The sequence below is a fragment of the Mesorhizobium sp. W067 genome, assembly GCF_054719525.1.
The window spans coordinates 3,209,493-3,222,075 of sequence record NZ_JBTTII010000001.1; the positions used below are offsets into that span (position 1 = coordinate 3,209,493).

The window sequence follows — 12,583 nt, forward strand, 5'->3', positions numbered from 1 at the left end:
ATTCATGATCATCGTCACGGGCGGGGCCGGCATGATCGGCTCCAACATCGTCGCCGCACTCAATGCCGAAGGCCATGATGACATCCTCGTCGTCGACGACCTCACCGACGGCCACAAGATCGCCAACCTGGCCGATTTGCAGATAGCCGACTATCTCGACAAGGACGAATTCTTGGCCACCTTGGAAGCTGGCGACCTAGGCCGCGTCGAGGCCGTCTTCCACCAGGGCGCCTGCTCGACCACCACGGAATGGAACGGCAAGTTCATGATGGACGTGAACTACGCCTTCTCAAAGCGCTTGCTGCATGGCTGTCTTTCGCTGCGCATACCGTTCCTCTATGCCTCCTCGGCTTCCGTCTACGGCGGCGGTTCGGAGTTTCGCGAGGACCCCGCACTTGAGCGGCCGCTCAACGTCTACGCCTATTCGAAGAAACTATTCGACGACTATGTCAGGCGCACTGTGTTCGACACCGATCATTCGCAGGTCGCCGGCTTGCGCTACTTCAACGTCTATGGCCCGCGCGAGGCGCACAAGGGCGCCATGGCCTCGGTCGCCTTCCATCTGTTCAACCAGGTCGGGCGCGGCGAAAACCCAAAGCTGTTCGGCGCCCATGACGGCTTCGGGCCTGGCGAACAGAGCCGCGACTTCATTCATGTCGGCGATGTCGCCGACGTCAATCTGTGGCTGTGGAAGCGCGGCTCGAGCGGCATCTTCAACTGCGGCACCGGCCGCGCCCAGCCGTTCCGCGCCATTGCCGAGACCGTGATCGATACGCTGGGCAAGGGCGAGATCGAGTTCATCGAATTCCCCGATCACCTCAAGGGCAGCTACCAGAGTTTTACCCAGGCTGATATGTCCCGCTTGCGCGCAGCCGGCTATAATGGGCAATTCCGCAGCGTGGAAACCGGCGTCAGAGACTATGTCGAATGGCTGAAAGCCCAACGATCCTCGTGATCGGCCCACGCTGGGTGGGCGATATGGTCATGGCTCAGTGCCTGTTCTCGGCGTTGAAGGAGCTCCATCCCAACGCCGCCATCGACGTGCTTGCCCCGGCCTGGGCGGCCCCGCTGGTCAAGCGCATGCCCGAGATTCGCCAGCAGATCGATTTCCCGCTGCAACCCGGCGCGCTCGAATTCATCATTCGCCGCCGCTTCGGCCGCCTGCTGCGCGGCCGCTACGACATGGCCTACGTCCTGCCGGGCAGTTGGAAATCGGCGCTGATCCCGTTCTTTGCCCGCATTCCGCGCCGTTTCGGCAATCTCCGGGAAATGCGCTACGGCCTGCTGACCGACATCGTGCCGCTGCCCGATGCCGTCAAACGGCGCACCGCGCAGGCCTATTTCGGTCTTGCCCAGGGTGGCCATTTCCGGGCGCCGCACCTGACCGTCGATGGCGGCAATCAGAAAGAGTTGCTCGCCCGCTTCGACCTGCAGCCGGGAAAATTCGCCGCCATGATGCCCGGCGCCGAATTCGGTCCGGCCAAACGCTGGCCTAGCGAAAGCTATGCCGGCCTCGCCGGAGAGATGATGGCGAAAGGATTCGAGGTCGCGTTGTTCGGCTCGAAGAACGATCGCGACGTCACCGCCGAGATCGCAGCACTCGCGCCCGGTGTCGTCGATCTGGCAGGAAAGACGCGGCTGGAGGACGCCATCGACCTGATCGCCGCGGCCAGGCTGGCGGTGTCCAACGACAGCGGGCTGATGCATGTCGCGGCCGCCGTCGGCACACCGGTCGTTGCCGTCTACGGTTCGACCTCGCCGGAAAACACGCCGCCGTTGGCTGAACAGCGCGAACTGATCTGGTTGCATCTGTCCTGTTCGCCCTGCCACCGGAAGATCTGCCCGCTCGGCCACCTCAACTGCCTGAAGACGCTGGACGTTGCCCAAGTGGCAGCGGCGGCGGACAGGTTGCTGGAACTCCCGGCCGCCGCATGAAGGTTTTGATCGTCAAGACCTCCTCGATGGGCGACGTCACCCACACCTTCCCCGCCGTCGAAGATGCACGCCGCAAGCGCCCCGATATCGCCTTCGACTGGTGCGTCGAAGAAGCCTTTGCCGCCATCGTCGCGCTGCATCCGGCGATAGCAAAGATCCATACCGTCGCCATCCGGCGCTGGCGCAAGCATCTGCTCAACGCCCGCACATGGCGGGAGGCGACAAGCTTGCGCCGCGCTCTGCAAGCAGGCGAGTACGACCTCGTCATCGATGCTCAGGGGCTGCTGAAATCGGCCCTGGTGGCGAAACAGGCAGCGGCACCAATCGCAGGTTTCGACCGCGCGAGCGCGCGGGAGCCCTTGGCAACGTTGTTTTACCAGCGCAAATACGCCGTGCCGCGCAACCTGCACGCCATCGAACGCACGCGCCGGCTGTTCGGGCTGGCGCTCGGCTACGAGCCCGACCTTTCGACCCTGGCATCCGGGATTGTGCCGCCTCCGGGCCGCCTGGCCGGCATCGACGGCAAGACGGCCTTCCTGCTGCACGGCACCAGCCGCGAAGACAAGAAATGGCCCGCCGAAGACTGGATCGAAACCGCTCGCCTGCTGGTTGGTACCGGAATGACGCCGGTCACCACCTGGTCGAACGAGCGTGAGAAGGCGGTCGCCGAGGCAATCGCGAAAGCCGTGCCGTCAACGATCGTGGTGCCGAGATCGCCGCTGGCAGACATTGCCGCGATCCTTGGCCGCTCGACGCTGGTTATCGGCGCCGACACCGGTCTGACCCACCTCGCCAGCGCCTTCGGCCTGCCGACGGTCGCGGTGTTCCTGGCGACCGAGCCGGGTTTGACCGGCCCGCGCGGGCAATATGCCTCAACGCTGCTGGCCGCATCGGGGGAGCGCCTAACGCCGGCGAAGGTGGTGGCGGAAGCTAAGAAGCAACTGGCGCTCAAATCACGAGCACCAGCTTAGAGCCTTTCAGAAGTATCTGAGGTGCTAGATAAATTGCACCTGGACGATCTCATAACCCCTGGCGCCGCCAGGCGCGTTGACCTCGATGGCGTCGCCGACTTCCTTGCCGATCAGCGCGCGCGCGATCGGCGATGAGATCGAGATACGGCCCGATTTCACGTCCGCTTCCTGGTCGCCGACAATCTGGTAGGTCTTCTTTTCCTCGGTGTCCTCGTCGACCAGCACCACCGTGGCGCCGAACTTGACCTTGTCGCCGCTAAGCTTGGTGACGTCGATTACCTCGGCCCGAGCAATATAGTCTTCCAGTTCGTTGACACGGCCCTCATTGAGGCTCTGCGCCTCTTTGGCGGCATGATATTCGGCATTTTCGGACAGGTCGCCATGCGAGCGCGCTTCGGAGATCGCCTCGATGATGCGCGGCCGCTCCTCCTGCTGGCGCCAACGCAGCTCTTCCTTCAATGACGCGAACCCCTCGCCTGTCATCGGGACCTTGTTCATGATGCCTGACCTTTCCTGCCGCCACCCCCGCATTTCGGGGAAAGCCTTGTCGATGGTATAAAAAGAAAACGGGTCCGGCAGCCTCGGGCTAACGGAACCGTTTCACCGCAATTTTCCCCAATATAGCGATCCTCGCGCGTTTTTCACGCTGAAAAAGCAGGCTCTTTGAAAAATCATGAGCCGACTTGCGCAATTGCCGTCACGGCATGTGCAGCGTGTTGCAGTTGCGACAACAAAAACCGGCTGCGATTGCTCGCAGCCGGCCCAGAGAAGCCGTTGGGGTGGGGTCAGCTTCTCATGAAATGGTAGATCTGTTCGGCCAGCATGCCGTATTCGCGGGAACCTTTGCCGGTCCGCTTCTCGATCTCGGCCAGCTGCTCCTGGGCGCCGGCCAGGTCGCCGATCTGCAGATGGGCCTCGCCGAGATATTCGCGCACCAGCGTGTAATCCGGGTTGATGCGCAGCGCTTCCTCGTAATAGCCGAGGCCGACGGTGACACGGCCGGAATGGCGATGCGAATAGCCGAGATAGTTGAGGATGCGCGGATCCTGCTTGTTGGCGGCAAGGCTGAGTACGGCGATCGCCTCATCATAACGCCCGGCCATGGCCAGGTCGTGACCAGCATCATAGATGTTGTCGTCGTCCAGCATGCCGTACTTCGGCGCGACGCATTTCTGCTTTTTCTTGTCCCAGACCTGCCCCTTCTTGCACTGGGTGGTGGTCTCGGTACCACCGCCACCGCCGCCGGCCGCAAACACCGGAACCGCAAAGAACTGCAGCGCGACAACCGCCGCAGCCGCCTGGATCAACACTCTTTTATGCATCGAAGCCTCCTTGAGGGATAATGACGATCTTGAGGGAAAATGACGATCTTGAGGGAAAATGACGATAATGAAAAGCTAACGCCGGGATGCAGACTTTTCATCCCGGAAACCCGCAGCCGCCGAAACTATTTGTGCGGCCGTGCCTAACCTGAATTCCGTCAAGGCGGGAGCCAGGGATCAGAACATGACGTGACGCGCGCTGCAAATCAGCTATCATTCGGGAAGATCAGCGGGGGTGCCCCGAGAGTGCAACAGCGTCGTGAGCGGGAATGGGAGCTATCTATCGGCCCGGACACCGTGCGCCTGTTCATTCTCAAGGCAAAGGGACTGAGTGCTGCCGTCAACGAAGACTATGCCGACGGTGCCGAGCATGAGGTCGAGCTCGATGGTGAATCACATGCCAATCACCACCATGACGGTCTGGCGGAGGAAAGCGCGGAAGACCTAACGGAGGAAGAGCTGCGCGAGCTGATCAACGACCTCAACGTCGACGAAGCGGCCGAGTTGATCGCGCTGGCCTGGGTCGGCCGCGGCGACTATGACGCTGCGGAATGGTCCGATGCGGTTGCCGCCGCGCGCGACCGCGCCAACAAGCGCACGGCGAAATACCTGCTCGGCATGCCGCTTTTGGCCGACTGGCTGGAAGAAGGGCTGGAAGCGATTGGCGCGTAACGGCGTGGTTACCGTTCGTGATGGGCCGCAGGCAACCTCCGGGCGCTCGCGCCGTTGAGGACGATGGGGTCTGTTGTACTTTCCCGAACATGCAGGGTTGCACTGGTCATGGTCGTCACGGCTCTGCTGCTGGCGCCCCTGCTGACGCAAGCTGACGCCAAACAGCGCAAAAAGCATTACACGCCGCTGTCACAGCGGTTGGAGCAGCTGTTTTCACCGCGGGTCGACTCGCATCCTAAGCCGCGCAGCAAACACCGCCAGAAGCCCAGGCCACAGCGGCACATCACGCCAAAGCAGGTGGAACAAAAGACCCCGGATAAAGAGCCCTCGCCCGCCGATGTTCCGGTGCAGCCCTCGCGCGTTGTCCCGCTGCCCGAGGCGCGTCCTTCAGAGGCGCCGAAGACCGGCGCGGCACCGATCGAAAAGCAAAAGGCCGAAGGTCCGAACCCCCTTGGCGCGCCCAACCGGTCCAATGACGATCGATTCAACGAAGAAAAGTCCCGTGTTAGAAAGCAGGCGCGGCCCGGACCGTCAGCCCCGAAGCCGTCGACCGATAAGCAAAGCGAGCCCGAGCCGCCGGCCGCGGTGCCGATTCCGACACAAAAGCCAGACACTCCGGAACCTGAAGCTCAGCCGCCGGCCGTTGCTCCGCAGCCACCTGAAAAACCCGATGCCGGCGACAAGAGGATGCTGCCTGATCCGCGCTCGGCCGATTTGCCCGATGCAAAAATGCCGGCGGCGGAAGTCGCCTGTCGCGAGCGGCTGACGGCCCTTGGTGTCGAATTCGAGGAGCATAAGGCGGAAAGCAATCCCGACATCGGCTGCTCGATTCCCTATCCCCTGGTGCTGAAGTCGCTCGGAAAATCCATCGCCATCGGCCCCGCGACCGAACTCAACTGCCCGATGGCCGAGGCGGCAGCCCGCTTTGCCGCCGAAATCATACAGCCGGCGGCGAAAGCCGAGTTCGGAGCCGACCTGAAATCGATCAACCAGGCATCGGCCTTTGTTTGCCGGCCGCGCAACGGCACGCGCCATCTGTCGGAACATGCCTTCGGCAACGCGCTCGATATTGCCAGCTTCACGTTGTCGGATGGCAGAAAGGTCGAAGTCGGTCCAACGCCGCCCGAGAAGGACGGCAAATTCCTCAATGCGGTGCGCAAGGCCGCCTGCGGACCGTTCAAGACCGTGCTTGGGCCGGGCGCGGACCCGGACCATTCCCTGCATTTCCATCTCGATCTCGAACCGCGCCGGAATGGTGGCACTTTCTGCCAGTGATGGCCCTTCAGTGATCGTCGGCCTGCCGCATTTCGGCCGCAGGCATGAACGCGGACGCTGAGTTTTCCTTTACCCTTGATCGTTAAAATCCCACCGATCAAGGACAGGATTCCGCCCATGGCCGCAATATTTCGCGCCGCGAAGGCAAAAAGCGCAGCGATACTGGCCGCCGGTCTTGCGCTGGCTGCCGTTTCGGCTTGCAACACTGGCAGCGTGCTGTCGCTGCAGCCGGCCGTCGATGTCGGCTCGCAGACCGCGGCCGTGCCGCAATATGAAGGCATGCAGAAGCTCGTCCCGTCCAATCCCTATATGACTGCCGCCTATCCGCGCATGGACGAGCCGATGTCGGAGTCGGAGCCGCAGCAGATGCCGGCCAGCGAAACCGATTGCCGTGGCGAGTTGAAGCGCCTTCGCGTCGTCTACACCGATGTCCAGCCGATCCATGAGGGACAGTGCGGCATAGACTGGCCGGTCAAGGTCTCCGCCATCGGCGGCATCCAGATGAAGCCCGCCGCAACATTGACCTGCGACATGGCCGCAAGTTTCGCCGCCTGGACCAGCAACGAACTGGTTCCCTCCGCCCGCTGGCGCTATTTCTCGGGCGTCAAGACCATCCACCAGGGCTCGAGCTATTCCTGCCGCAACATCGCCGGCGAAGGTGTCCTGTCCGAGCACGGCAAGGGCAACGCCCTCGACGTCATGAGCATCGAGCTCAACAACGGCGACGACATCGACGTGCGCAAGCCCGGCCTGTTTGCCTTCCGCACCCGCGGCTTCCTCAACAATGTGCGTGCCGACGGCTGCCAGTATTTCACCACCGTGCTCGGTCCCGGCTACAATTACGATCACCGCAACCATTTCCATTTCGACATCAAGAACCGCAAAAGCGGCTACCGCGCCTGCCGCTAAGGCGTTTCACCGTTCAGAAATCAGTCGGGATTGGCGTTCCTGGTGGAAGCGATGATTTGCTGGGCCACCAGATCCTGGATGCGCCAAAGGTTCCTGTCGCGGATACCGCTCTCTTCCAACTTGCTGACGGTTCGGAACAGGTATTGAGCCGACGAGCCCCAATGCCCGGCAGCCCGCGCCAGCGTGTCGGCAACCTGCTCCAATGGCAGCCGGCCGGCATAGGCCCTGCCGTCTGGCGCGGCGACGAAAGCCAAGGCCCGCAACGGCCCATCCTTGGTCTTGACCTTGATCCAGCATGGCACGTTAGTCGGCGGATTGGCATCGATCTCGCGGCGCATCAACTGGCCAAGTTGCCCGACATGGTCTTCCGCGGGCAGCCGATAGACGATGCCGTTGCAGCTGCCGCCTCGATCGAGCGCCAGCATCAGCGCCGGCAAATCACGGGTTCCGCGCCAACGGGTCAGCGTCAGGCAGAACGAGCGGTGCCATCCTGGCGCCGTGGCCGGGCGCTGCTCGACATGGGCAAATTCGGGGTTCCAGATCAGCGACCCGTAGGCAAAGACCCATAGCGCTTCAGGCCGATGCTCCGACAGAAGTTGCTCGACAAGACTATCGAACTCCGCGTCTGTATGCTCGGTTGTTCCGGGCTCGGGACCCGGATCCGGTTCGACACGCTCGACCCTTGCGACAAGGTCCGCGGTCAATGCCATCGAGCTGCGACCCACCGGCTTCTTATCCATTCCTGCTCACCCCCCGCAAAAACGATGGCCGACGATAGAACGGCTGCTCGCCGCTGGCCATTGATTTCCAGGGCCCGTCAGGCACAGATACCGCACGGATCGAGCCGCTTTCATGAGCCGACGGAGCCTGCAACGACGCGCATTGACCTGGCTCGCCGCTCTTCTGGCGGTCTGGCTGGCCCTCGCCTATGTCGCTGCGCCGGAATTCTGGACGGTTCGCGACCGCGGCTTTCGCACGCAGACTTTCGAGATGGTGACACACACGCCGCAAGGCATTCCGGGCGACCCGATCAATATCGGCCTTGTCGGTACCGAAAAAGAGATGGTCCATGCCTTCGCCATGGCCGGATGGGATACGGCCGATGGCGTGACGCTGAAGACCGCGATCGAAATCGGTGAGAGCGTGCTGTTCGACCATCCCTATCCTGACGCCCCGGTCAGCCGGCTGCTGTTCGAAGGCCGCGCCCAGGATCTCGCCTTCGAAAAGCCGGTCGGCGGCAGCGCCGACCGGCGCCATCATGTCCGCTTCTGGCGCAGCGATGCGACCGGCGACGACGGCCGAACGCTCTGGATGGGCTCGGCCAGCTTCGACCGCGGCGTTGGTCTCAGCCACGATACCGGCGCCATCACCCACCATATCGCCCCTGACATCGACGCCGAGCGCGATCTCGTGATCCACGACCTGTCGGCGGCCGGCATGGTGACCTCGGCGAGCGACATCCCGGGCATCGGCGCCACCAGGACCGGACGCAACGGCGGCGGCGATCCCTATTTCACCGACGGCAAGGCTGTTGTCGGGGTGCTCAGGCAATTCCCCTGAACCACCGTCATTTCCCAAAAATCATCGCGGACTATTTTCCTGCGGCCCGCCGCAATGCTATTGAGCCCTGATGCTATACGTCGAAATCGCCACCGTGGTCGTCCTCATCTGTGTGAACGGCCTTCTGTCGATGTCCGAGCTCGCCATCGTGTCGTCGCGCCCGGCGCGGCTCAAGGCGATGATCGACCGCGGCGTCAATGGCGCCGGGCGTGCGCTGACGCTCGGCTCCAATCCCGGCAAATTCCTGTCGTCGGTGCAGATCGGCATCACTCTGGTCGGCGTGCTGTCGGGCGCCTTCTCCGGCGCCACGCTGGGCGACAGGCTTTCGGTGTACCTGGCCTCGACCGGCATCCGCGAAAACATCGCCGACCCGCTCGGCGTCGGCATTGTCGTTGCGATCATCACCTATTTCTCGCTGATCGTCGGCGAGCTGGTGCCCAAGCAGATCGCGCTGCGCGATCCCGAGCGTGTTGCAGCCCGGGCGGCGCCTGCGATGACCATCCTCGCAACCGTCTCGGCGCCGCTGGTCTTCCTGCTCGACATTTCCGGCCGCGCCATATTGTGGTTGCTCGGCCAGCGCGGCGAGAGCGAGGAGAAGGTCACCGACGAAGAGATCAAGATGCTGGTCGCCGAGGCCGAGCATCACGGCACCATCGAATCCGACGAGCGGCGCATGATCGCCGGTGTCATGCGGCTCGGCGATCGCGCCGTGCGCGCCGTGATGACGCCGCGCACCGAGGTCGACTGGATCAATTTGCAGTCCGATGAGGGCGCCATCCGCAAGCTCTTGATGGAGACCCAGCATTCGCGCCTCCCGGCCGGCGATGGCGGCGTCGATGTCATGGTTGGCGTTGTTCAGACGCGCGACGTGCTGGCCGCCCTGCTCGCCGGCCGCGCACTCGATCCGCGCAAGCATGTGCGCGCCGCCCCCATCGTCTACGATCAGGCCGACGCGCTGGATGTGCTGCAGAAGCTGAAGGAATCCGACGTGCCGATGGCGCTGGTGCATGACGAATACGGCCATTTCGAAGGGATCGTCACACCTGCCGACATTCTCGAGGCCATCACCGGCGTCTTCCGCGCCGACCTTGATGCCGGCGACGAGGAAAACGCCGTCAAGCGCGAGGACGGCTCATGGCTACTCGCGGGATACATGCAAGCCGACGAGATGGCTGACGTTCTCGGTATCGACCTGCCGGAAAACCGCGACTACGAGACCGTCGCCGGTTATGTGCTGTCGCACATGCACCATCTGCCGGCGACCGGCGAATGCGTCGACGCGCAAGGCTGGCGTTTCGAGGTCGTCGACCTCGATGGCCGCCGCATCGACAAGCTGATCGCCACCCGGCTGCCCAGCGGCCATCGCGAAGTGGTGCGTTGACGCTCTGCCGTCAAAGCGAATAGCGCCCTCAGACCGCGGCTTCGATCGGTTCGGCAAGCTTCGGATTGGAGCGCGAGGCGATCAGGCAACTGGCCACGATCAGGGCCGCTCCAGCCAGCGTGGTCCAGGTCGCCGCCTCGTCGAAGAACAGCCAGCCAAACACGATCGCCCAGATGAAGGCAGAATACTCCGTCGGGATCAGATATTGCGCTTCGGCCCGCGCGTAGGACCAGCTCATCAGGAACTGGCCGGAGAGCGACAGCGCCGTCACCCCGGCCAGCGGAAGCCAGAGATTGCCCGGCAGGGCAACCGCGAGCCAGGGAGCGGCGGGGAGAAGGACGGCGGCAACGCACAGGTTCTGGAACAGCATGATCTCGACTGGCTTGGCCACCAGCGCCTGCCGCCGCGAGAGGATCAGATTGTAGGCGTAGAACACCGTCGATGCGAGCACCGCCACCGTGCCAAGCAGGGCATCCCCGGTATAATTCCCTTGCCCGAACTGTCCGGCCATGATGATGACGACGCCGGCGATGCCCGCCAGCGACGCCCAGATCGCCTGGCGCTGTATGCGTTCGCCCAAAAGCAGCGCCGCCAGCAGGAGAGCGAACAGCGGCGCGACGAAACTAAGCCCGATCCCATCCGCCAGCGGCAATCTGGCAAGGCCCCAGAAGAACGACAGCAGAACGATGCCCACGACCACGGCGCGCAGCGCGTGTAGCCGCAGCACGGAAGGCGTGGGAAGGGAACGCGGCCCCGCCGCCCAGGCCGTGCCCGCGACCACGCTCGCAAGCATGCTTCGCCACAGCACCGTGTTGTAGACACCGACGGCGATCACCAGGATTTTCATCGCCGCATCCATGGCGGACAGAAGGAAGATCGCAAGTGCACAGACCAGCACCGGGGTCATGGGGGAAACGACGCCTGACGGGCTGGGTAACTTCACGGGGCATGCTCATGTGATGGATCGCAGCCGGATATATCAGGGGAGGACGGCCAGGCCAGATGGCAGGGCCGTGCATATGGCGGTCCAACCGATCTTCGCAGCCCCTCGATTTGAATTCGGTGCGTCGGCAGCGCCTTTCGCTATCGGCCCCAGCCTGCCCTCACCCATGATTGATCCGCTGGACGAATGGCAAAAGCAGCCAAAGCCTCTATATCGATTGTCATGGATGCATCGAACGAACACGCGCTAAACGACGAGCTTCTCCAAGATATCCAGCGCCTGTCCTTCGAGTATTTTCTCAACGAGGCCAACCCTGCCAACGGCCTAGTCGCCGACCGCAACACGCAGGCGTCGCCTGCCAGCATAGCCGCCGTCGGGCTCGCTTTGTCGTCCTATCCCGTCGGTGTCGAGCGCGGTTTCATGACGCGCGATGCCGCAATCGAGCGGACGCTCGCCACGCTTCGCTTCTTCTGGAACGCCCCGCACGGGCCGGAGCCCGATGCCACCGGCTACAAAGGTTTCTACTATCATTTCCTCGACATGAAGACCGGCCGCCGCGTCTGGAATTGCGAACTGTCCACGATCGATACCGCCCTTTTGCTTGCCGGTGTTCTGGCCGCCGGCGCTTATTTCGACGAGGACGATGAGCTCGAACTGGAAATCCGCCAGCTTGCCGATGCGCTCTACCGCCGTGCCGACTGGCGCTGGGCGCAGAACGGCGGCGCCACCGTCACCCATGGCTGGCGGCCTGGAAAAGGCTTTCTCCGCTACCGCTGGGAAGGATTTGACGAGGCGCTGATCCTGTACGTCCTGGGTCTCGGTTCGCCGACCCACTCGCTAACTCCCGAGAGCTACGCGGCCTGGCTGTCCACTTACAAATGGAAGACCATCTACGGCCGCGAGGTGGTCTATGCCGGCCCGCTTTTCATCCACCAGTTCTCGCATATCTGGATCGATTTTCGCGACATCCGCGATGCCTTCATGCGCGATCACGACCGGGACTATTTCGAAAACAGCCGCCAGGCGACTTATCTGCAGCGCGATTACGCAATCCGCAATCCGAGGGGGTTCGCGGGCTATGGCGAGAATTGCTGGGGCGTCACCGCCAGCGACGGCCCAGGTCCGATCGCGCGGCGAGCCGATGGACGCCGCTTCTTCGGTTATCTCGCCCGCGGCGCACCGTTTGGCCCCGATGACGGCACGCTGTCGCCATGGGCGGCAATCGCCTCCTTGCCTTTTGCGCCGGAAATCGTGCTGCCGGCGCTGCGCCATTTCCACGAGATGGACCTGCGCGACGGCAACCCTTACGGCTTCACCGCGAGCTTCAACCCGACGATCGCTGCCGACGACGGCCGCGCCTGCGGTTGGGTATCGCCGGACCATGTCGGCATCAACCAGGGGCCGATCGCCCTGATGATCGAGAACTACCGGTCCGACTTCCTGTGGCGATTGATGCGCCGCGTGCCGGCCATCACCACAGGACTGCGCCGGGCCGGGTTTTCCGGCGGTTGGCTGTGACAGGCGGCGATCCTTCGCGCGGGATCGTCAAGGCATCAGCGCGACCTTGCCGGTCCGACTCCACCATCCGGCCAAGGGAGCCGAGAGCGCCTCTTCA

Annotated in this window: 13 protein-coding genes; 9 read left to right on the plus strand and 4 right to left on the minus strand. The window is 63.3% G+C overall.

Going from position 1 to position 12,583, the window contains the following annotated elements:
• Positions 1-4: 4 nt before the first annotated feature.
• Genes rfaD through waaC form a run of 3 tightly spaced genes read left to right on the plus strand, consistent with a single transcriptional unit; the run spans position 5 to position 2,906 of the window.
• Positions 5-955 carry an ADP-glyceromanno-heptose 6-epimerase gene (gene rfaD / locus ACYG97_RS15625; protein ID WP_023691545.1) on the plus strand — a complete coding sequence of 317 codons (951 nt, stop codon included), beginning with the start codon at positions 5-7 and terminating at the stop codon, positions 953-955.
• Complete coding sequence (gene waaF, locus ACYG97_RS15630; RefSeq protein ID WP_023733323.1) at positions 928-1,935, plus strand: lipopolysaccharide heptosyltransferase II; 1,008 nt, start codon at positions 928-930, stop codon at positions 1,933-1,935. The genes rfaD and waaF overlap by 28 nt, the downstream gene beginning before the upstream one ends.
• Positions 1,932-2,906 carry a lipopolysaccharide heptosyltransferase I gene (gene waaC, locus ACYG97_RS15635; protein ID WP_023733324.1) on the plus strand — a complete coding sequence of 325 codons (975 nt, stop codon included), beginning with the start codon at positions 1,932-1,934 and terminating at the stop codon, positions 2,904-2,906. Before waaF ends, waaC begins: the two co-directional genes overlap by 4 nt.
• 24 nt (positions 2,907-2,930) lie before the next feature.
• On the opposite strand, the gene greA is transcribed toward waaC, so the two are convergent.
• Positions 2,931-3,404, minus strand: coding sequence for a transcription elongation factor GreA (greA, locus tag ACYG97_RS15640; RefSeq protein WP_023671981.1), 474 nt, complete (start codon positions 3,402-3,404; stop codon positions 2,931-2,933).
• A gap of 287 nt (positions 3,405-3,691) precedes the next feature.
• Entirely contained in the window at positions 3,692-4,228 is a 537-nt protein-coding gene (locus ACYG97_RS15645) for a tetratricopeptide repeat protein (protein WP_023733325.1), read from the minus strand.
• 246 nt (positions 4,229-4,474) lie between these two features.
• Here ACYG97_RS15645 and ACYG97_RS15650 point away from each other — a divergent pair, with 246 nt between their 5' ends.
• The 3 genes from ACYG97_RS15650 to ACYG97_RS15660 all read left to right on the plus strand — a co-directional run bounded on the left by ACYG97_RS15650 (position 4,475) and on the right by ACYG97_RS15660 (position 7,084).
• Positions 4,475-4,900 carry a DUF3775 domain-containing protein gene (locus tag ACYG97_RS15650; protein WP_023683751.1) on the plus strand — a complete coding sequence of 142 codons (426 nt, stop codon included), beginning with the start codon at positions 4,475-4,477 and terminating at the stop codon, positions 4,898-4,900.
• 687 nt (positions 4,901-5,587) lie between these two features.
• Positions 5,588-6,175 carry an extensin-like domain-containing protein gene (locus ACYG97_RS15655; protein WP_460221596.1) on the plus strand — a complete coding sequence of 196 codons (588 nt, stop codon included), beginning with the start codon at positions 5,588-5,590 and terminating at the stop codon, positions 6,173-6,175.
• Between the two features lie 117 nt (positions 6,176-6,292).
• Positions 6,293-7,084: an extensin-like domain-containing protein gene (locus ACYG97_RS15660; RefSeq protein WP_023733327.1), complete on the plus strand. Its 792-nt coding sequence runs from the start codon at positions 6,293-6,295 to the stop codon at positions 7,082-7,084.
• Between the two features lie 20 nt (positions 7,085-7,104).
• Here the strand turns inward: ACYG97_RS15660 and ACYG97_RS15665 are convergent, their stop codons facing one another.
• Positions 7,105-7,824, minus strand: coding sequence for a gamma-glutamylcyclotransferase (locus ACYG97_RS15665; RefSeq protein ID WP_023705875.1), 720 nt, complete (start codon positions 7,822-7,824; stop codon positions 7,105-7,107).
• A gap of 112 nt (positions 7,825-7,936) precedes the next feature.
• On the opposite strand from ACYG97_RS15665, the gene ACYG97_RS15670 reads away from it, so the two are divergent.
• Entirely contained in the window at positions 7,937-8,644 is a 708-nt protein-coding gene (locus tag ACYG97_RS15670; protein WP_023728212.1) for an LssY C-terminal domain-containing protein, read from the plus strand.
• 70 nt (positions 8,645-8,714) lie between these two features.
• Positions 8,715-10,025: a hemolysin family protein gene (locus tag ACYG97_RS15675; RefSeq protein WP_023733328.1), complete on the plus strand. Its 1,311-nt coding sequence runs from the start codon at positions 8,715-8,717 to the stop codon at positions 10,023-10,025.
• Between the two features lie 28 nt (positions 10,026-10,053).
• Here the strand turns inward: ACYG97_RS15675 and ACYG97_RS15680 are convergent, their stop codons facing one another.
• The gene (locus ACYG97_RS15680; RefSeq protein ID WP_050588054.1) at positions 10,054-10,932 is read right to left on the minus strand and encodes a DMT family transporter; all 879 of its coding nucleotides are present in this window, start codon (positions 10,930-10,932) and stop codon (positions 10,054-10,056) included.
• A gap of 258 nt (positions 10,933-11,190) precedes the next feature.
• On the opposite strand from ACYG97_RS15680, the gene ACYG97_RS15685 reads away from it, so the two are divergent.
• Positions 11,191-12,486 (plus strand): glucoamylase family protein, encoded by a 1,296-nt coding sequence (locus tag ACYG97_RS15685; RefSeq protein ID WP_023733329.1) that lies wholly within the window; start codon positions 11,191-11,193, stop codon positions 12,484-12,486.
• Positions 12,487-12,583: the final 97 nt, after the last annotated feature.